Annotated in this window: 19 protein-coding genes and 1 pseudogene; 11 read left to right on the top strand and 9 right to left on the bottom strand. The window is 73.8% G+C overall.

Going from position 1 to position 19,180, the window contains the following annotated elements; translation table 11 throughout:
* Positions 1-79: 79 nt before the first annotated feature.
* Positions 80-535 carry a lamin tail domain-containing protein gene (locus ACFV3E_RS45055; protein ID WP_500542120.1) on the bottom strand — a complete coding sequence of 152 codons (456 nt, stop codon included), beginning with the start codon at positions 533-535 and terminating at the stop codon, positions 80-82.
* 329 nt (positions 536-864) lie between these two features.
* On the opposite strand from ACFV3E_RS45055, the gene ACFV3E_RS45060 reads away from it, so the two are divergent.
* A complete protein-coding gene (locus ACFV3E_RS45060; RefSeq protein ID WP_500542121.1) occupies positions 865-1,728 on the top strand; it encodes a class I SAM-dependent methyltransferase in 864 nt (287 codons plus the stop codon).
* On the opposite strand, the gene ACFV3E_RS45065 is transcribed toward ACFV3E_RS45060, so the two are convergent.
* Positions 1,691-2,281, bottom strand: a complete 591-nt coding sequence (locus ACFV3E_RS45065) for a TIGR03086 family metal-binding protein (protein ID WP_500542122.1) — start codon at positions 2,279-2,281, stop codon at positions 1,691-1,693. The genes ACFV3E_RS45060 and ACFV3E_RS45065 overlap by 38 nt on opposite strands.
* Positions 2,282-2,493: 212 nt before the next feature.
* Between ACFV3E_RS45065 and ACFV3E_RS45070 the strand changes: the two genes are divergently transcribed.
* Together ACFV3E_RS45070 and ACFV3E_RS45075 are read left to right on the top strand one after the other, a co-directional pair.
* Positions 2,494-4,923: a SpoIIE family protein phosphatase gene (locus ACFV3E_RS45070; protein ID WP_500542124.1), complete on the top strand. Its 2,430-nt coding sequence runs from the start codon at positions 2,494-2,496 to the stop codon at positions 4,921-4,923.
* A 150-nt stretch (positions 4,924-5,073) separates the two neighbouring features.
* Complete coding sequence (locus tag ACFV3E_RS45075) at positions 5,074-5,304, top strand: hypothetical protein (RefSeq protein WP_500542126.1); 231 nt, start codon at positions 5,074-5,076, stop codon at positions 5,302-5,304.
* A gap of 26 nt (positions 5,305-5,330) precedes the next feature.
* Here ACFV3E_RS45075 and ACFV3E_RS45080 read toward each other — a convergent pair whose 3' ends face one another.
* The 3 genes from ACFV3E_RS45080 to ACFV3E_RS45090 form a co-directional block, all read right to left on the bottom strand.
* Complete coding sequence (locus tag ACFV3E_RS45080) at positions 5,331-7,472, bottom strand: protein kinase domain-containing protein (protein ID WP_500542128.1); 2,142 nt, start codon at positions 7,470-7,472, stop codon at positions 5,331-5,333.
* A 114-nt stretch (positions 7,473-7,586) separates the two neighbouring features.
* Complete coding sequence (locus ACFV3E_RS45085) at positions 7,587-8,669, bottom strand: PP2C family protein-serine/threonine phosphatase (protein WP_500542130.1); 1,083 nt, start codon at positions 8,667-8,669, stop codon at positions 7,587-7,589.
* Between the two features lie 152 nt (positions 8,670-8,821).
* Positions 8,822-9,580: an IclR family transcriptional regulator gene (locus tag ACFV3E_RS45090; RefSeq protein ID WP_500542132.1), complete on the bottom strand. Its 759-nt coding sequence runs from the start codon at positions 9,578-9,580 to the stop codon at positions 8,822-8,824.
* Between the two features lie 155 nt (positions 9,581-9,735).
* On the opposite strand from ACFV3E_RS45090, the gene ACFV3E_RS45095 reads away from it, so the two are divergent.
* Together ACFV3E_RS45095 and ACFV3E_RS45100 are read left to right on the top strand one after the other, a co-directional pair.
* Positions 9,736-10,104, top strand: a complete 369-nt coding sequence (locus ACFV3E_RS45095) for an effector-associated constant component EACC1 (RefSeq protein WP_500542134.1) — start codon at positions 9,736-9,738, stop codon at positions 10,102-10,104.
* A gap of 80 nt (positions 10,105-10,184) precedes the next feature.
* Positions 10,185-10,457, top strand: a complete 273-nt coding sequence (locus ACFV3E_RS45100) for a DUF1905 domain-containing protein (protein WP_500542136.1) — start codon at positions 10,185-10,187, stop codon at positions 10,455-10,457.
* A 7-nt stretch (positions 10,458-10,464) separates the two neighbouring features.
* On the opposite strand, the gene ACFV3E_RS45105 is transcribed toward ACFV3E_RS45100, so the two are convergent.
* Entirely contained in the window at positions 10,465-11,442 is a 978-nt protein-coding gene (locus tag ACFV3E_RS45105) for a phosphotransferase (RefSeq protein ID WP_500542138.1), read from the bottom strand.
* Between the two features lie 113 nt (positions 11,443-11,555).
* Between ACFV3E_RS45105 and ACFV3E_RS45110 the strand changes: the two genes are divergently transcribed.
* Positions 11,556-12,293, top strand: coding sequence for a dienelactone hydrolase family protein (locus tag ACFV3E_RS45110; RefSeq protein ID WP_500542140.1), 738 nt, complete (start codon positions 11,556-11,558; stop codon positions 12,291-12,293).
* Positions 12,293-12,583: a DUF6295 family protein gene (locus ACFV3E_RS45115; RefSeq protein WP_500542142.1), complete on the top strand. Its 291-nt coding sequence runs from the start codon at positions 12,293-12,295 to the stop codon at positions 12,581-12,583. Before ACFV3E_RS45110 ends, ACFV3E_RS45115 begins: the two co-directional genes overlap by 1 nt.
* A 12-nt stretch (positions 12,584-12,595) precedes the next feature.
* Here ACFV3E_RS45115 and ACFV3E_RS45120 read toward each other — a convergent pair whose 3' ends face one another.
* Positions 12,596-13,795 (bottom strand): damage-control phosphatase ARMT1 family protein, encoded by a 1,200-nt coding sequence (locus ACFV3E_RS45120; protein WP_500542144.1) that lies wholly within the window; start codon positions 13,793-13,795, stop codon positions 12,596-12,598.
* Positions 13,796-13,990: 195 nt separating this feature from the next.
* Here ACFV3E_RS45120 and ACFV3E_RS45125 point away from each other — a divergent pair.
* Together ACFV3E_RS45125 and ACFV3E_RS45130 are read left to right on the top strand one after the other, a co-directional pair.
* A pseudogene (locus ACFV3E_RS45125) lies at positions 13,991-14,203 on the top strand (ribosomal protein L7/L12); the annotation flags it as partial.
* Positions 14,204-14,275: 72 nt separating this feature from the next.
* On the top strand, positions 14,276-14,854 hold the full coding sequence (locus tag ACFV3E_RS45130) for an HD domain-containing protein (RefSeq protein ID WP_500542152.1): 579 nt from the start codon (positions 14,276-14,278) through the stop codon (positions 14,852-14,854).
* Between the two features lie 48 nt (positions 14,855-14,902).
* Here ACFV3E_RS45130 and ACFV3E_RS45135 read toward each other — a convergent pair whose 3' ends face one another.
* Both ACFV3E_RS45135 and ACFV3E_RS45140 read right to left on the bottom strand, forming a co-directional pair.
* The gene (locus tag ACFV3E_RS45135) at positions 14,903-15,481 is read right to left on the bottom strand and encodes an alpha/beta hydrolase family protein (RefSeq protein WP_500542146.1); all 579 of its coding nucleotides are present in this window, start codon (positions 15,479-15,481) and stop codon (positions 14,903-14,905) included.
* Positions 15,482-15,898: 417 nt separating this feature from the next.
* Positions 15,899-16,843, bottom strand: coding sequence for a MerR family transcriptional regulator (locus tag ACFV3E_RS45140; protein WP_500542148.1), 945 nt, complete (start codon positions 16,841-16,843; stop codon positions 15,899-15,901).
* 233 nt (positions 16,844-17,076) lie between these two features.
* Here ACFV3E_RS45140 and ACFV3E_RS45145 point away from each other — a divergent pair, with 233 nt between their 5' ends.
* Together ACFV3E_RS45145 and ACFV3E_RS45150 are read left to right on the top strand one after the other, a co-directional pair.
* Complete coding sequence (locus ACFV3E_RS45145) at positions 17,077-18,714, top strand: carboxylesterase/lipase family protein (RefSeq protein WP_500542150.1); 1,638 nt, start codon at positions 17,077-17,079, stop codon at positions 18,712-18,714.
* A gap of 128 nt (positions 18,715-18,842) precedes the next feature.
* Positions 18,843-19,082, top strand: coding sequence for a WhiB family transcriptional regulator (locus ACFV3E_RS45150; protein ID WP_499515665.1), 240 nt, complete (start codon positions 18,843-18,845; stop codon positions 19,080-19,082).
* Positions 19,083-19,180: the final 98 nt, after the last annotated feature.

Here is a 19,180-nt window from a genome sequence, read left to right on the forward strand (position 1 = left end):
GCGGCACGCCGTGAAGGGGTGACGGGGTGGGCCGTGCCGGCCACGGGGATGCGGCGGCACGGCCCGGATCGGGTGCCGGTCAGCGGCGGCCGCCCCAGGACTTGACGTCCACGACCTGGCGGTGGTCGTTGCGCAGGGTCGCGACGTCGCGGCGGTCCCAGACGGAGTTGCGGCGGTCCTGGAAGACGTCGCGCCGGCCGTCGCGGCCGAAGCCGGTGTGGACGCGCACCTTCGAGTGCCCGGCGAGCCACACGTTGTTGAAGCGGTAGCGGTTGCCGTCCCGGTCCGACAGGCTCCAGCCGCGCAGGTTGACCGAGCCGCGGCCCGTGTTCACCACTTCGATCCATTCGTCACCGCCGCGGCCGCCGCGGCCGTGACCGTCGCGGCCGTCGCGGGTGTTGACGTCACCGATCACCACCCGGGACCGGCCGTGGTCGCGGCTCTCCGCAGCGGAGGCCGGCAGGGCGGCGGCGGCCACGACCGCTCCGGAGGCGAGGACGGTGGCGACGACGCGACGGGTGATACGAGCAGACATGATGCCCCCTCAACAAAGGTGCGGTCCTGGTCCTTTCGGGCCGTTCCCGCGGTGCGGATGCTTCGGCGGGTTGCCGATGACCCAACTCTGACCCAGCGGCGACGCGCACAACCGGAACAATCGCTTCGCGTTACAGAATGCGGACATATCCGTAACTGTTAGCTGTAAGCGACATCTGTCAATCTCGACTGAAATATCGACTGCCTGCGTGATGCACCCACCCGGCGGGCACCGCCGCCCGGGCTTTTCCGTGTCACCCACACGAGTGCCCTGATCGCCGGGCGAACCCCGGCAGCCGGAGGAAGGCCTCCGTAACGGAGAATCGCGCCATGACGACACGCGACACGGACCACGGGGGCGGCCCGGGACACGACCACGGCTACCTGCTGGACAACCGCCGGGCCGAGGCGGGGACACGTTTCGGCGCGTTCGCCGAGCTTTTCGACCCCGTGACGTTCCGGCACATCGACGCGCTCGGCATCGGGGCGGGGATGCGCTGCTGGGAGGTGGGTGCCGGCGGCGCCTCGGTGCCCCTCGGACTGGCCGCACGGGTCGGCCCCGGCGGTGCCGTGGTCGCCACCGACATCGACGTGTCATGGACCCGGGACGCCGCGGGCGGTGTGGTCGAGGTGCTGCGGCACGACGTCGCCGCCGACCCCGCGCCGCCGGGCGGGTTCGACCTCGTCCACGCCCGGCTGGTGCTGGTGCACGTCACCGACCGGGCGGAGGCGCTGCGGCGCATGATCGGCGCGCTCCGCCCGGGCGGCCTGCTGCTGCTGGAGGACGCCGATCCCGGGCTGCAGCCGCTGCTCTGCCCGGACGAGTCCGGACCCGAGCAGCGGCTCGCCAACCGCCTGCGCTCCGGCTTCCGCACGCTGATGGCCGAGCGCGGCGCCGACCTGGCCTACGGGCGGACGCTGCCACGGCTGCTGCGGCAGGCCGGTCTTGAGGAGGTCGGGGCCGACGCGTACTTCCCGATCACGTCACCGGCGTGCGCGGTCCTGGAGGCGGCCACGGTGCGGCACATCAGGGACGGGCTCGTGGCGGCCGGGCTGGCCACCGACGAGGAGGTCGACCGCCATCTGGCGAACGTCGCCACCGGCACGCTCGACCTGGCGACGGCGCCCATGGTCTCGGCCTGGGGTCGCCGGCCGCTCAGCGCGGCGGGCTCCAGTCCGGATCCCGGCCGGTGAGTCCGATCAGCCGGTCCAGCGCCGGCGCGGAGTCCGGGACCGGTACCGGCCGGCCGAAGGGCCCCGAGCGGTCGCCGGAGGCCGTCCCGAAGCCGGTGAGCAGGGCGATCGCGGCCTCCACGGCGGACTTGTCGGGGCGGTGGTCGAGCCCCGTCGCGCGGGCCAGGTCCCAGCCGTGGACCAGCAGCTCGTTCAGGGCGAAACGGCCCGCGGCGTCCGCGGGCAGGGTGATGCCGCCGGCCCTCGTCTCGCCCTCCCAGGCCCCGGGGTCCCTCCAGGCATCGGACACCTCCGTCAGCAGGACGGGCAGCAGGTCGCGCCAGGCGGGCGGGAGCTCGGGGACCGCCGCGCCGGGGTCGCCGTCCGTGGTGGGGCCGAAGTCCTTGCGGGCGGCGTCGCGGAAGGCCGCACAGAGCCCGGCGATGTGCCCGATGAGGTGCGCCACGGTGTAGTCGGGACACGGCGTGGGCGCGTCGAGGTGCTTGTCGCCGATCCGCTCCAGCAGTGCGCTCACGTCCCGGGCGGCCGGACGGAGGTCGGGATGATGCGTCATGGGGTTCCCCCGAGGGTCGGTTGCCGTCACCGGTGAGGACCGGTGCGGCGCCGGAAACTCATCGCGGGAGCGAGGACAGCCCTGTTCCGGTCGCGTCCCGGCAGGTCACGGCGGTGAGGCACGCACCGCGTGCCTCAGATCTTGACGGCGGGCAGTATTGGTCTGTGGGAATCCTTGGGTGTGCCAGGGCCGGGTGGGCGTGACGGGTGGACATGCGCGGCACGCTGTTCGCCGACGCCCCTGACGGTTCCCACCGGTCCAGAGGCGCCGCCTTCGCCGTCGTCGACGCACGGGGCACCGTGACGAACTGGACCCCCGGCGCGGAGCGGCTGCTCGGCTGGACGGCCGCCGAGGCCCGCGGGCCGGTGTCCCGGCTGCTGTGGTCACGTCCCGACGGCGCCCGCGTCGCGGGCATCATGAGCACGGAGCACTCGGTCTTCCTGGGGCCCCTGCTGCTGCGGCACCGGGACGGCGAGCCGGTCGGGGTGGTGCTGTGGGGACACCCCCTCGCGCCGGACCGCTGGCTGCTGCAGGCGGAGAACGCCGAGGCGGTGCGGCGGGACGACCTGCTCGGCGCGCTGCTGCGCGGCCTGTTCACCGAGTCGCCGTTCATCATCGACGTCTTCGACACGGACCTGCGCTTCCTGGCCCGCAACGACTCCCAGATCCGCGCGACGGGCTTCCCCGAGGACTTCGTCGGATGCACCATGCGCGAGGTGGCGCCGCCCGGGCTGCTGGACCCGGACGCCTTCGAGGCGCGCCAGCGGCTGGTGCTCAGCTCGGGCCGGGCGATGATCGGCAGCGAGGTGCGCGGCCGCGACCCCCGCGACCCGGACCGGGACACGGTCTGGTCGGAGACGATCCTGCCCCTGCGCGGCGCCGACGGTGACGTGGTGGCCCTGGCGCACATGGTCTTCGACCTCACCACGGAGGCCCGGGCCCGGGAACGGCTCGACCTGGTCAACGAGGCCAGCGCGCGGATAGGCAGCACACTGGACGTGCTGCACACGGCGCAGGAGCTGACGGACGTGGCCGTGCCGCGGTTCGCCGACTTCTCCTACGTCAACCTGGTGGACTCGGTGCTGGGTGGTGAGGAGCCGCTGCCCGGGCCGGTCGCCGACACGGTGCCCCTGCGCCGCGCCGCGGCGACGATGGTCCCCGGCGGCCCGGCGCGGACCGTGGTGGCGCCGGGCGACGTGGACAGCTTCGCGTCCCTGCCCGGCACCCCGGCCGCACGGGCCCTGGCCACCGGCAAGCCCGTCCTGCTCACGGGGGAGGAACTGCTGGTCGAGCTGGAGGCCGCCGATCCCGCCCGGGCGGAGCTGATCCAGGGTTTCGCCATCCGGTCCTGGCTCCTGGTGCCGATGTTCGCGCGCGGGGCGGCGCTGGGCGTGGTGCTCTTCATCCGGTTCACCCGGGCACACTCGTTCGAGGCGGACGACGTCATGCTCGCGCAGGAATTCGTCGCGCGCGCAGCGGTCTGCATCGACAACGCGAGCCGCTACACCCGCGAACGGGCCACGGCGCTGGCGCTGCAGCGGAACCTCCTGCCGCAGCGGCTGCCGGCGCTGGCGACCGTGGACGCCGCCTCGCGCCACCTGTCACGGGGCGGCCACGCCGGGCCCGGCGGCATCTGGTTCGACGTCATCCCGCTCTCCGGCGCGCGTACCGCACTGGTCATCGGCGAGGCGGGCGGGCACGGGCTGCACTCGGCGGTGTCCATGGGCCGGCTGCGTACGGCCGTGCGGACGCTGGCTGACCTGGACATGGCCCCGGAGGAGCTGCTCACGCACCTGAGCGACCAGGTCAAGCGGTTCCATGAGGAACAGGGCGGGCCCACCCCAGGGGTCTCCGCCCCGACGTGCCTCTACACGATCTTCGACCCGATCACCATGCGCTCCGCCGTGGCGAGCGCCGGGCACGTGATGCCGGCACGGGTGAGCCCGGACGGCGAGGTGTCGGTGGCCGGGGCGCCGACGACGCCCGCGCTTGGCACCGGCGGCGTGCCCTTCGAATGTTCGGAGGTGGCCCATGCCGACGGTGATCTCCTCGCCCTCTACACCGAGGGGCTGCTCGCCCCGGCGTCCGGGGACGGGGCGGTACTCCGGCTCGGCGAGGCGCTGGCCGGGGCCGGTCCCGGGAGCGGGCCCGGCGAGATCGCCGACGAGGCACTGCGCCGGCTCGTGCCGGGCGGGCATCCCGGGGAGGACGTGGCACTCCTGGTGGCACGGCTGCACCGTCTGCCGCCGGACCGCCACGCCACCTGGGACCTGGCGGGTGCGCCGGAGTCGGTCGGGCGGGCGCGCGGGCTGGTGACCGGGAAACTGGCCGAGTGGGACCTCGCGGAACTGGAGTTCACCACCGAGCTGCTGGTCAGCGAGCTCGTCACGAACGCGATCCGCTACGGCTCACCCCCGGTGCGGCTGCGGCTGATCCGCGACCGCCGGCTGATCTGCGAGGTCGGCGACGGCAGCAGCACCTCCCCGCACGTCCGGCGCGCCCTGGAGACGGACGAGGGTGGACGCGGGCTCTACCTGGTCTCGCAGCTCGCCTCCCTGTGGGGCACGCGCTACCACGCCCGCGGCAAGACCATCTGGGCCGAGCAGCCGCTGCCCGCACCGGGTGGGGTCGACGGCGGCTGACCGGACCCGGCCCCGGCAGGGCCCCACCCGGCGAATTTCCCGATTCTGCAACATCGGGCCGGTTCGCCGTCGATGGCGTTGACACCGTCGCGACCGAACTCCCACTCTGGTGAATACGTGAGCGACATTTCTACCGAAAAGGGAACAATCATGGCGATAGGCAGGGAGAAACGCAGCCGAATCCGGCACCTCGTCGGAGCGTCGTGCGCCGCCGCGCTGCTCGCCGGAACGGTCGGCGTGGCGAGCGCCCAGGCGGCGCCTCAGACGACGAAAGCCACGACGGAGACCTCACGCCTGGCGCCCAGCGAGGACTGCACGAGCTACCACAACGACGGCGACGGCAACCCCGTATGGGAGCCGCCGGGCTGCACCCCGCCATGAGTTGAGCCGGCCCACCCGCACGTTCGCTAGAACGTGATCACCGACACCGAACCGGAGGTCGCGTCGGCCACGTAGACGCGGCGCTCGTCCGGCGACACCGCCACCCCCTCCGGGCTGGAGCCCACCGCGATCGCGCCGCCCACCGTGCGGTTCTGCGCGGTGTCGATCACCGACACCGAACCGGAACCCCCGTCGGCCACGTAGACGTGCCGCCCGTCCAGGGACATCGCCATCCCCTCGGGGCTGGAGCCGACGGGGATGGGATCGCCGACCGTACGGTTCTTCGCGGCGTCGATCACCGACACCGAACCCGACCCCCCGTTGGCCACGTACACCCGGCTCCCGTCCGGCGACACCGCGACCCCCTCCGGGCGGCGGCCGACGAGGACGGGATCACCCACCGTGCGGTTCTGCGCGGTGTCGATCACGGACACCGAGGCCGAGGTCCTGTTGCGGCCGAAGCTGGTCACGTAGACCTTGCTCCCGTCGGGGGACACCGCCACCCCCCGCGGGAAGCGGCTCACGGGGATGGGATCGCCGACCGTACGGTTCTGCGCGGTGTCGATCACCGACACCGAACCGGACGTCCCGTTGGCCACGTAGACCCGGCTCCCGTCCGGCGACACCGCCAGCCCCTCCGGGCTGGAGCCCACGGAAATCGCGTCGCCCACCGTGCGGTTGCTCGTCGTGTCGATGACCGAGACCGAGCCCGCGTAGTTGTTGGTCACGTAGACCTTGCGCCCGTCCGGTGAGACCGCGACCCCCTTCGGGAAGCGGCCCACGGGGATGGGATCGCCCACGGTGCGGTTCAGCTCGGTGTCGATCATCGACACCGACCCCGAGCTGTAGTTGGCCACGTAGCCCCGGCCCCCGTCCGGGGACATCGCCACTCCGTGCGGGGAGTCGCCGACCTTGATCGACTGCACGGATGTCGGCGTGGCGTGCCCAGGGCCCGGGGAAGGGGATTGCGCCAGGTAGATGCCGCCGCCCACCAAGGCCAGCGCCACCAGCACCACCGCGGCGACGAGCCCGGCCCGGCGGCGCCGCGGCCGGGGCGGACCGGACCGCGGTGGGCCCTCGCCGGCCTTCGGCGGCAGCGGCCCCGGGGGCGGGCCGGGCCCTTCGCGTTCCTCCGGCCCGGCCGGCGGCGGGAGTTCGGCCGACGGCGGGAGTTCGGTCGTCGGGGCGGCCGCCGACTGGGGGCGCGGCGGCTTCGGTGCGGGGGGCCGCTCGGGCGGTGGGGTCTTGGCGGGGGCCGCCGGCTCCCCCGCAGGGGCCGGGTGGAGGTGGTACGGCTGGGCGGCGACGGCGGAGAGCCGCCGGGCGGCCTCCTCCGCGCCCATCCGGTCCGCGGGGTCCTTGGCGAGCAGTCCCACGAGGACCGGTGTCAGCCGGGTCTCCCGGCGTGGCGGGGCGGGCGGCTCGAAGAGCAGGGCGCTCAGGGTGGTGAGGGCGGTCTCGCGATCGAAGGGCCCGGTGCCCTCCAGCGCGTAGTACAGGGTGGCACCGAGCGAGAACAGGTCGCCCGCCGCGGTGGGCGGCCGGTTGTTGGCCCGCTCCGGGGCCATGAAGCGCGGGGTGCCGAGGATCTCCAGGGTCGCGGTGAGGCGGGTCTCGCCCGAGCTGGGCTCCAGGGCGATGCCGTAGTCGGTGAGCATCACCCGGCCGCCGCCCTCGGTGGGGTAGGAGGGCTGCGAGCCGGGATGGGTCAGCAGGATGTTGGCCGGTTTGACGTCACGGTGCAGGATGCCCAGCCGGTGGCCCTCCAGGAGCGCGTCGAGCACGGCCAGCCCGATCCGGGCGACCTCCGCGGGCGGCAGCGGCCCCCGCTCGCGCACCACCGCCTCCAGGTCCATGGCGCCTGGGACGAACTCCATGACGATCCACGGGAGGCCGTCCTCCTCCACGATGTCGTGGACGGTGACGACGTGGGGGTGGTTCCGCAGCCGGGCGGCGTGCCGGGCCTCGCCGCGGGCCCGGGCGATGCGGGAGCTCACCTCGCGTTCGGGGACACCGGGCGGCAGGACGATCTCCTTGACCGCGACCTCGCAGGCCAGCTCCTGGTCGTAGGCGAGCCACACCCGTCCCATGCCGCCGACGCCGAGCCGGCGCAGAAGCCGGTAGCGACCGGTGACCACGCGCCCGACGTCCTCGTGCGCTCCTGTCATGGCACTTCCTCGGCGAGCGGTGAAAAGCCCCTCCTCCACGTATCGCATATCGCCTGAAGTGCAGCAAATCGCCGAAGAAGTGCGTCACTCGCGCGCCTTCCCGAGACCCGACGCTCAGCCGGCCTGGGCCCTTTGCACACCGCCGGACACGACGGGGACGGGCAGCTCGGTGACCGGCGCGGCGCTGGAGGTGCTGCGCAGCAGGAGCAGCGCGGCGTCGTCGTGCAGCTTGCCCCCGACGTGGTCCAGCAGGTCGTCGTGGAGCGCGGCCAGGGTGCGCGCGGGGTCGTCGGTGAGGTGGCGCGTGACGCGCTCGTCCAGGGGGTAGAAGCGGCGGCCGCGGTCGCGGGCCTCGATGACGCCGTCGGTGTACAGCAGCAGCTGGTCGCCCTCGGAGAAGGGCAGCACCTGGAGCACCGGCTCCTCCCCGGCGAGGGCGCGCAGCCCCAGCGGCGGGACGTGGCCGGAGGACTCGACGGCGAGGACGTCGCCCCCGCGCAGCAGCAGCGGATGGGCGTGGCCGCAGTTGACGACCTCCATGCGGCCCGGGCGGGGGTGCCCGACGACGACGGCGGTGACGAAGTCGTCCGGCCCGAGGTTGCGGGCCAGGCTGCGCTCGATGCGGTCGACGACGTCGAGCAGGTCGGGCTCGTCGTAGGCGGCCTCGCGGAACACGCCCAGCACCAGGGCGGCGGTGCTCACCGCCGGCAGCCCCTTGCCGCGGACGTCGCCCACGATCAGCCGCACCCCGTACGGGGTGGGCACCAGGGCGTACAGGTCGCCGCCGATCCGGGCCTCCGCCGCAGCGGCGCTGTAGCGCACGGCCACCTGGAAGGGGCCGACGGTCTCCGGCACGGGCAGCAGCAGCGCGTGCTGCGCCGCCTCGGCCACCGACCGGACGGCCGCGAGCACGCGCTCGCGCCGCCCCCGGACCGCGGCGCCCAGCCCGCTCGCCAGGGTGACCGCGGTCAGCGCGCCCACCACGATGGCCAGCTTGTCGCCGGGCGTGCCCTTGTAGGCGCCGAGGACGGCGGCCAGCGCCACCGCGAACACGCCCACCCGCAGGACGCGCCACGGGCCCCCTATGGCCGCGGCGAGCGCCGGCCCGACAGCGAGCAGCGGCAGCCAGTCGGGACCGCTGCCGCTGACGAAGGCGACGAGGGCCACCCCGCAGATGATCGCAAAGGGCGCTCCCATGGCGACGTGCCACGTCGGCCGGCCGCCATGCCGCTGGTCCGGGGCTTGACTCATGTTCGTCCGCAATCCCTGCCTGTGCGAGGCGTCACACCGCCGATGTCCGTTTCCACCAGTTAATGGGTGTATGTACCTCAACCACAAGGGCGGGAATTTCAGATAGTGAGCGACAGCCCCCGGGTCACCCGGCTCGCCGTGGGGAGCAGCTTGGCGCGCACCTCTTCGAGGGCGGCGACGCGGTCCGCGCGCAGCGACACACCGAGCGAGCCCAGCGTGCTGCCGCTGTAGACGGGCACCGCGACGCAGACCGTCCCCAGGGCGTACTCCTCCAGGTCCATGACGGCGGGTGGGGCGGGAGCGCTCTCCAGGCGCCGCAGCAGCTCCGCGCGGTGGGTGATCGTGCGCGGGGTCAGATCGGCCAGCGGGTGACGGGAGAGGTAGTCGTTGCGGGCCTCCTCGTCCAGCTCGCGCAGCACGCACTTGCCGAGCGCGGTGGCGTGCCCCGCCTCCTCGAAGCCCACCCAGAGGTCGACCCGCGGGGTCCGGGGGCCGTCGACGATGTCCGCCACCCGGATCTCGCCGTCCTCGTAGAAGGTCAGGTAGGCGGCGGCCGACAGGTCGTCGCGCAGCGCCGCCAGCGCCGGCCGGATACGGCTGAGCGGCATCTGCGGGCGGCTCGCGGCGTGCAGGGCCTCGATTTTCTCGCCGAGGGCGAAGCCGCCGTCGTCGAGCTTGCGCACGTAGCCGTCGTGGGTGAGGGTCCGCAGCAGGTGGTAGGCGGTGGCGAGCGGCAGTCCGGTCTCGCGCGCCAGCTGTTTCGCCGGCACGCCGCCCTCGTGTGCGCCCACCGCTTCCAGCAGGCGGAAGGCCCGCTGGACGGACGTGATGAGCGTCGGCCCGCCCTGAGCAGCCATGTTCCCAGCCTGCGCCCGCCGCCCGGCCACGGCAAGCGACGGGTGGGCGCCCGCCGCCGTACGTCTCGTACCGCTTTGCGCGGATGCCTGCGTCACCGCGTGCGGCTGTGCCACAGTGACGGCACGGCGGTGCTCACCCAGGGGGAACGGTGCCGATGGACCTCATCGTCACGACGCAGGCGCGGGACGCCGAGGACGAGCTGCGCTCGTTCCACACCTGGCTGCTGGACGACTCCTATGTGCGGCGCAACGCCAAGGTCGCCCTCCAGGGGCGCGGGCCCGCGGTAGGCCGCATCGGCGGTGTCGGCGTCGGCGTCGGCGTCACCCTGGAAGGCATCCGGATCGCCCTCGACAGCGGCTTCCGGCTGGCCAACCTCGCCCTGGCCTGGCTCGCCTGGCGCGCGGCCCGCACCTCGGCCCCCGAGCTGACCTTCGAGCACGACGGTGTCACGGTCACCCTCTCCGGGCAGGACGTCGAGACGGCGACCCGCGTCCTCGAGGCACTGCGCTCGGCCGACCGGTGAGCCGCGCGGCCGGCGCGGCGATGAGTTCCGGTGGCCCGCTCCGTCAACAGGGGTGAGGGCGACACCACCGGAGGCGACCGATGATCGACAAGCAGTTCACGGCCACGTTGCGGAAGAGCCCGGCCAAGGGCGGCTGGACCTACGTCGTCTGGCCCGAGTCGGCGGAGTTCTTCGGCACCCGCGGGCTGGTCAAGGTGCGCGGCACGATCGACGGGCATCCGTTCCGCAGCTCGTTCATGGCCCTGGGCGACGGGACCCACAAGCTGCCCGTGAACGCCGAGGTCCGCAAAGCCATCGGCAAGGGCGAGGGGGACACCGTCACCGTGCGCCTGGAGGAACGGCTGGACCGCTGAGGGATGTTCACGCCAGGGCGCGCACGGTGGCGGCCAGGGACCGCCAGGCCAGGTCGGAGTCGGGCGTGGCGCGGTGCGGGGAGCGGAAGTCGCCGAGGAACGAGGCGACGTCCTCCAGTCGCCAGCGCAGCCCGTACAGGGCGAGGGCGTCCGGGTCGGGGCGGCGGCCGGCCGCGTCCTGGTAGCGGTCGAGGTCCTCGGGTCCGGTGACGACTAGCCACAGGTCGCGCTCGGGCGGGGCGAGGCCCACGGTGTCCCAGTCGACGAGCGCGTGCCCCGCTTCCTGCCGCAGCAGGTTGCCGGGGTGCGGCTCGCCGTGGGTGACGACGTGTCCCCCTCCGCCGCGTTCGAGCGCGGCGGCGCGCCGGTCGAACTCCCCGAGCCGCCGCCGGAGCGCCGCGGCGTGCTCGCTCGCCAGGGCCCTCGCCCGCTCGCCGTACGGGCCCCCGTGCCAGGGGTCGCGCAAGCCGGCGAGCGCGGCTTCCAGGGCGGCGCGCCCGGGGAGCGCGAGTCGCGGGCGCGGGATGGGGGCCGGGGGCGGTGTCCGGTGGAGCACGGCGAGGGTGTCCAGCAGGGCACCGCGTCCGCACGCGTCGAGACGGTCGCCGAAGTCGCCGGCGACGCCGTCCACGTAGGGGAAGACGCTGACCCCGTACCGCACGCCGATCCTGCGTACCGTGCCGCCCCCGGCGGCGGGCAGCGGGGCGACCACGAAGTCCCGGCCCGCGCGTTCCCGCAGGGCCAGTGCGGTGTCCATGGCCCGGCTCAGTCCCTCAAAGGCCGACTCGGCGTCCGCCCCGCAGTGGTGCTTGTGCGTCAGGTCGGCGACGGTGACGAACCAGCGCCGGCCGCGGGCGTCGGCCGCAGTCCAGTGGTGGTCGCCGAAGCCGACGGGCTCGTAGGTCCACGACGCGACGTCGATCCCCCACGCGCGCAGTGCCCCGCCCAGCTCCTCCTCGCCGACTCCCTCGGGCCGTTGCCTCATGCGGCGACCCTACGGAGCGGCTCCCGCCGGAGTCCAGGGCGGGGCGGCGGCAGGGGGAAAGCGCATGCGGCATAGAGTGCTGATCATCCGTCCCCCCGGAAGGACCGACGTACATGTACGACGCACTTCTCGCCGAGACCGTGACCGTCACCGGTCACGGCGGCGACCGCATCGAGGCGTACTCCGCCCGCCCCATGGCCCCCGGTCCGTACGGCGGCGTCGTGGTGATCCACCACATGCCCGGCTACGACGACCCGACCAAGGAGATCACCCGGCGGTTCGCGGCGGAGGGCTTCGCCGCCGTCTGCCCGAACCTCTACAGCCGTGAGGCGCCCGGCGCTTCGCCGGACGACGCGGCCGCGGCGGCGCGCGCCCGAGGCGGCGTGCCCGACGAGCGGTTCCTGGGGGACGCCGCCGGCGCCGCCGAGTACCTGAGGGGCCTGCCGTCCTCCAACGGCAAGGTCGGCGTGATCGGTTACTGCTCCGGTGGCCGCCAGGCGTTCCTCGCCCTGGCCTCGCTGGACGTGCAGGCCGGCGTCGACTGCTACGGGGCCTTCGTCGCGGGCCGGCCGCCCGAGGGCTTCCCGCTCCAGGTCGAGCCGATCGTGCACCTGGCGAAGGACCTGCGCGGCCCGCTGCTGGGGCTGTTCGGCGCGGAGGACAGCTACCCCTCCCCCGAGCACGTCGCCGAACTGGAGGCGGAGCTCAAGGCGCAGGGCAAGCCGTACGAGTTCCACACCTACGAGAACGCCGGCCACGCCTTCTTCGCCGTGAACCGGCCGAGCTACCGCAACGAGGCGGCGGTCGACGGCTGGTCGAAGGTCCTGGCCTTCTTCAAGGAGCACCTCTGATGTGCACGTACCTCACCGAGAAGATCCGCATCGACGGCAGCGGCAAGGGCGCCCAGGGCTACTTCGGGCTGACCGAGGCCATGGTCTACGTCGACCACCCGCAGCACGCGCCGTACGAGCACACCGTCAACATCGACTTCCTCAACCCGGCCCTGGGGCCTTCGGCCCGGGTCGCCGTCGAGCTCACCGAGGAGGCGGCGCTGGCGCTGGTCGACGCGATCCGCTCCGCGCTGGCGGCGGCCCCGCCGGGGCTGGCCTCCTCCGGGCAGACCGCACCGGCGGCGCGCTGACGGCGCGGGCCGTCACCCCGGGACCGCGACCTGGACCAGGGCGTGCGTGCCGCTGGTGCGCCACGCGGTGCCGGCGGCGTCCAGCCTGGCCACGGTCTCGGGGGCGAGCCCCGCGACGGTATCGGACTTCAGCGTGCGCAGGGTGGCGACCGGCCCCGGGAAGTAGGCGGTGACGTCCGCGAACGGCACCGTCGGGGGCCAGAGCCGGTCGTCCACCAGGCGCCGGTAGTTGAGGTCGCCCTTCATCACCGTCAGCCGCGCGGCCGCGAAGCGTTCCCGCAGGTCGCCCGGCATGTCGCGGTAGCCGAGCGGCGCACAGGCGAAAGGGTGCGCGGCCAGGGTGAGCCGCCCTTCGCGCAGGGCCGCCAGCAGGCGCCCGCCGATGCGGGCGGCCTCGCCGGGGGCGGCGGTCATCCGGCGCAGGCAGGACAGGACGTCCTGGGTGGTGGCGTCGGAGACGTAGTACGGGCGCGGTTTGACCAGCAGGTGGACCTCGTCGGCGCGTCCGCTCGCGAGAAGGCCGTCGACGAGGGCGAGGTCGGCCAGGACCTCGCGGGCGCTGTTGTCGGTGACCACGACGACCGTGCCGCCGTCCAGCAGGGACCACAGCCGCTCCGACTCGTCGGCGACGAGGGTGCCGGACGCCTCGGGGCCGGCCGCGTCGGCCACCATGGTGAAGCCGAGGTCCGCCTGGTTGCCCCACACGGCGGCCGCGAGCAGCGCGTGTTCCCGCTCGGCGGGGGCGAGCTCGGGCAGCCCGTCCAGGGCGGCGAGGTCGGCGGCGAAGCCGGGACCGTCCAGCTCGGCGTCCTTGAACGGCGCGAACAGGTCCACGCCGTGCCACGCCCCGGCGGCGAGGTATCCGGCGGGGTCGAGCAGCCGGCGGTAGAAGTACGACTCCGACCACAGGAACGGCAGTTCGGGCCACGGCCGCCCGAAACGGCCCTCGCCCCACTCCTCCCACGCCGCCAGGTCCGGCGCGTCCCGCGGCAGCGGGGCGACCGTGCCGGACCGCGACTCCTCCAGCAGCGACGCGAAGGCCCTGCGGCGCTCCGGGCCGTACGGGACGGCGTCCAGGATGCGCCGGACCAGCACCGGGTGCCGCTCCTGGAAGACGCCGCGGGCGAAGGACCCGGGCTCGTCACAGGTGATCGGCGGTGCCTGCGGAAGCGCGGGGCCGGGGGTGCTTTCCGGGTGTGGGCGTCCACCCATGCGTCGTCGTCCTCCATCGGTCGGGGGCGGGGCAGCGGTCGCGGGCATTCTCACAGGAAGCGGCGGGGAAGTGGCGGCGCCCGGGCCGTGCGCGTGCCCACGGCCCGCGGAGTTCCCCTCGGGCGGGGCTTCGGGCACGCTGTCCGCGGCGGGACGGCCGGGAGCAACGGGGGGCTCATGACAGGGACGCAGCACATGGGGGCCGAGGGCGACGAGGTGCCGGTGACGGCCGTGCTGAGGGAGGCGGGGCCACGGGCGGCGGAGGTCGTCGCCGTGCTGGGCGGGCTGACCGGTCTGAGCACGGAGCACTGCCGGGCCCTCATCCGCGGGACCCCGGTCGTCGTGCTGCGGAACGCACCGAAGGAGGACGCCGAGTCGGCCGTCGCCGCGCTCCGCGCCGCCGGGGCCATCGCCGAAGTCGGGGGTTCGGAGCGGACGCCGGACCTCGACCGGGCCCTCGCCCAGGGACGGGAGCGGCCGCTGCCGCCGGAGGTGGCGCGTCTGCTGCGCGAGGTGGGGGCTCCGCCGCGGCTCGCGGCCCATCTGCAGCTGGTGCACCACGTGGCATGGGAACTGGTCGACTGGGTCCGGCAGTACGCCCCGGCCCTGGTCGTCGACCGGGAGGCCGTCCTCTTCGGCGCGGCCACCCACGACATCGGCAAGGCACTGCACGTCGCCGAGTTGTCCGGGCCGGGCAGCGCCCACGAGACGGCGGGCCGTGCCCTGCTGCGGGCGCAGGGCGTCCCGCCGCGCCTGGCGCGCTTCGCGGCCACCCACGGTTCATGGACGGACGCGGCCGTCACCATGGAGGACCTGCTGGTGAGCGTGGCCGACAAGGTCTGGAAGGGCAAACGCGTCACGGAGCTTGAGGACCTGGTCGTCGACCGGCTGGCCGCGACGACCGGCGCCGAACGCTGGGAGGTGTTCCTGGCGCTGGACGGGCTCCTCGGCGGCATCGCCGCCGACGCCGACCGCCGGCTGGCCTTCCAGGCGTCGTTCCCGGCGGTCCGGGAGACTGGGCGGCGCGCCGCCCGGAAGCCGGAACCGGGCGGCGGGTGAGAGCCTCGCCCGGTCCCGGCCACCACCGTGGACACCGCGTGGACACGGTCAGCGCAGGTGCCGCACGAAGAAGTCGGCTGCCTCCCTGCCGACCCGGAAGCGGACGTCCGGGTCGGCGGGCTCCGGCGCGAAGAAGTCGTCATGGCGGACCTCGGGGCCGGCGCAGCGGACGCTCGCCGTCGGGACGTGTTCCGCGTACGGCCTGGTGTCGACGTCGTACGGGTTGACCGTGTCGGCACCGCCCCAGCGGATCCCCACCGGCACCCGCACGGCCGCCAGGCTCTGCGGGGTCACCAATCCCCCGACGCCCGGGGCCACTTGGAAGACCGCCCGCACCCGCGCGTCCGACAGGTCCGCCCCGGCTCCGTCGATCGCCCCCCGCGCCGACGGGTCGTCCGGGTACTTCTTCCGGTGCGCCTCGAGCACACCGGGGAACTCGGGGATGTCCGGTACCGGTACGGCACCCGACAGCACGGCCCGCAGGACGTCCGGGTCGAGGCGCGCCCCGGCGAGCGCCACCGCCGTGTGGGCGCCCACCGAGAAGCCCGCCGCGCCGACCGGGCCCAACGGCTGTTCCCGGGCGAGCGCGTCGAGGGCGAAGGAGACGTCCCGTGGCCGCTCCCCCACACGTGGAGGAAGCCCTCCGGCTCGTAGCCGTCGACGAAGTTGTTGCCGTGGTGGTCGAGGGCCAGCACCCGGAAACCCGCCTCGCGCAGCGGACCTGCCAGCCACTCCATGGCGCCGCCCGAACCTCCGGTGCCGTGCGACATGACGACCAACGGGGCGGACGCGGGCGGTGGTTGCACCGGCTCCCACAGGTAGAGCCGGACCGGGCGCGGACGAGCCGGCTCCCGCCAGTCCTGGCGGGACCCGTCGTACAGGACGCGTATCTGCGGCTGCTCCGGCCTGGAGATCGTCATGGCGCCATCGCAGGAAACGCGACGGCCGGCCGGGCCGCGGCAGGACGGGGAAGCCGTTCGCCGCGCCAACCGCCGTACGCGCGCTTCAGCAGTCGTTCTCGCCCGGAACCACTCGGTGCGCACGCTAGGGAGTCCGCGGAACCGGGTTCCCCGCAGGTGCACCGTCGGCTATCGAGATCGACAGCCCCTCGGTCAGCCATCTGTGAGCCACCGTCATGTTCAGCACCCGCCCGCCGGTGACGGTGCCGACCAGGGCCCAATAGCGTTCCAGGCGGGGGTCGAAGCCGGACGACCTCGACACCAGCCCGTGCAGGTATGCGCGGAAGGCGGGGGTGTCGGACTCCCGGCGGGCTCGCGCGTGGGCGGACACGAAGGCGTTCACCGCATCCCCGGCGCCGGGCGGCAGGCCCTGGGCCAAAGCGGCGGCCGTCGCAGCGGCGGCATCGTCGATCTCCCCGTAGAAGGCCGGGCCGTCCCTCATCTCCTCGTCGTGGTCCTGGGTCCAGCGGGTGAAACTGGGTGTGGAGATGAGCAGATGAAGCTCGGCGTAGGCCAGGACCGTAGCGGGATCGGGGTCCTGCGGCGGGTCGGGGCAGAGCATGGCGATCATGATGTCGAGCCGGCGCTTGGGCATGGCCGCGGACAGCTCGCGATACCAGTGGTCGGTGAGGGTGCGATGCGCCTGCGGGAGCCGCTGCACGCGGGAGAGGATCTCCAGCCGCCGGAGCCGTTCCTCGCCCGGGGCCTCGTCCAGGGACTTGAGTGTGGCCTCGCGCCACCGCAGTTCGGTCAGTCGTTCCTGCACCACTTCGAGCTCGGTCGCCACCAGTTCGCCGAGGGAGCGCTCACCGGTGACCACCCGCGTGATGGTCGCGATCGGAGTGTCCAGCGCCCGTAAGCGTCTGATGAGACGGATCCGTTCCCACGCCTCGGGACCGTAGCGCCGATGACCACCGGTGCTCCGGGCGGCCACGGGCAGCAGACCGCTGTCGGAGTAGTAGCGGAGGGTCTTCACCGGGACCCCCGTTCCGGCTGCGAGTTCACCGATGCTCCACGTGTCTTGCGTCACAGGCTCTTGAACCTCCAGCGCGCGGGAGGTCCTAGCGTACTGATCACCGGCCACGTCGGTCCGCACCGCTTTCCCCACCGCTCAGGCCTCGTTCGGGCCTGGTTCGGGCCTGACCGGCCTCGTGCTGCCTCGTGCGGCGATCCCGTCCGATCCCGTCCGACCAAGAAGGGTGGATACGCATGTCCCCGACCATGACAGCACCGCGTCCAGACCGAAGAGACAGGCTCCGTGCGGTGCTCTTCCCCTTGCTCTGCGCGGTGGCACTACTCGCGGGCACCGCCGTGCCGGCGACCGGCGCAGCACCCGGCTCCCCGCACTCCGCCAGGATGAGCGGTGCCGTCGTACGGACCGACCACGGCCTGGTACGCGGGGTGTCACACGGCTCGCACACCACCTTCGACGGCATTCCGTACGCTGCGCCGCCGACCGGACCGCTGCGCTGGCGCGCCCCGGTGCCCGCCGCCGCATGGCAGGGCGTCCGGGATGCGACGACGGCGGCGCAGCGCTGTGTGCAGATGCCGGCACCAGGTGCGGACGCGGTCCTCGGGTCGGAGGACTGCCTCTACCTCAACGTCACCATGCCGACGTCGAAGCCGGCCGGGCAGAGGCGGCCCGTGCTGGTGTGGATGCACGGCGGTGCGTTCCTGGGCGGTTCCGGCAGTGACTACAGCACCGGACAACTGGCGGTCCGGGGTGACACGGTCGTCGTCACGGTCAACTACCGTCTGGGGATCTTCGGTTACTTCGGCCACCCCGGGTTGGGCTCCGCCCCGCCGTTCGGCCTGGCGGACCAGCAGGCCGCCCTGCGCTGGGTGCGGGCGAACGCCGAGCGCTTCGGCGGTGATCCGGGCAACGTCACACTGTTCGGTCAGTCCGCGGGCGCCCTCAGCATCTGCGCGCACCTCACCTCGCCGGCGGCCGCCGGACTCTTCCAGCGGGCCGTGCTCCAGAGCGGTTCCTGCCACATGTCCTTTCCCCGCGGCGCTCTCGGACCCGGCACACCGGCGTACGAGCCGTTCGCCTCACAGCGCGAGGTCCAGACGGCCGGTGCGGAAGCCGCCCGGCAACTGGGCTGCACAGAGGGCGGCGGAGAGGAGGTGCTGGCGTGCCTGCGCGGGCAGAGCACGGATCGCCTGGGCACCGCGCAGCTGATGCAGTCCTTCAACCGGCCCGCCTTCGGCAATCCACTGCTGCCCGTGGCGCCGGACCGGGCGTTGGCGTCCGGACGCTTCCACCGCGTGCCGGTCGTCCAGGGCACCAACCACGATGAGATGCGGATGTTCGTCGGCCTGTCGCTCGCCGCGTTCCCGATCCGCACCGAGGACGACTACCGCGCCCGTCTGGTGGACGCCTTCGGGCCCGCAGCCCCCGCGATCGAGGCACGGTATCCGGCAGCACGACACCCCACGCCCGCACTGGCCTGGGCCGCGGTGCTGACCGATCGATCCCTCACGTGCACCACGCTGGCAGCCGGCCGGGCCATCTCCGCCCGTGCCCCCGGCCTCCCCCTCTACGGCTACGAGTTCAGCGATCCGGACGCTCCTGTCCTCGCCGGTCTGCCGGCGAACCCGGACTTCCCCTACGGTGCGGCGCACGGCTTCGAGATGCCGTTCCTGTTCTCCTCCTTCCCCACCGAGCGACCGCTGACCGACGCCCAGCGCGCCCTGTCCGACCGGATGATCGACTACTGGACGAACTTCGCGCGCACCGGCAACCCGAACACCCCCGACGCCCCGCTCTGGCCCGCCCTGCGCCCTTCGTCACCTCTCGCGCGGTCGGTGCAGTCGTTGGCTCCCGGACCAGGCGGAATCCACCCCGTCGATGCGTACTCCGCCCACCACTGCTCGTTCTGGGACCGCCTGCCTCGGTGAGCCTCCGCGCGATCGGCTCCGGATCGGCTCCGGATCGGGCGGCATCGGCCGCGCCACACCGGGTACGCGACGCAGCACGGCAATGTCCGTGGCACCCCCGAACGCTTCCTCCGGAAGGAGTCGAAACGATGGGCTGGTGGCGAAGCGCCGCTTGCGCAGACGAGGATCCGGAACTGTTCTTCCCGGTCAGCTCCTCAGGCCCGGGTGCGGGGCAGGAAGCCCGCGCCAAAGCGGTCTGCGAGAGGTGCCCGGTGGTCGGCGACTGCCTGGAGTGGGCGCTCAGTACCGGGCAGTCCCCCGGCATCTGGGGCGGTACGTCGGAGGAGGAGCGCCGCGCGCTGCGCCGCCGTGCCGCCCGCAGCGGGTGAACGGTCCCGGTCCCTGCGCCGATCCCGTCCCCCCTGTGGGCCCACCCGCGGGCGGCACCCGCCCTGACCCCGGTCGCCCTGGTCGCCCCGGCTGGGGC

Source organism: Streptomyces sp. NPDC059718 (assembly GCF_042733315.1).
In the GTDB taxonomy this organism is placed as follows: Bacteria; Actinomycetota; Actinomycetes; order Streptomycetales; family Streptomycetaceae; genus Actinacidiphila.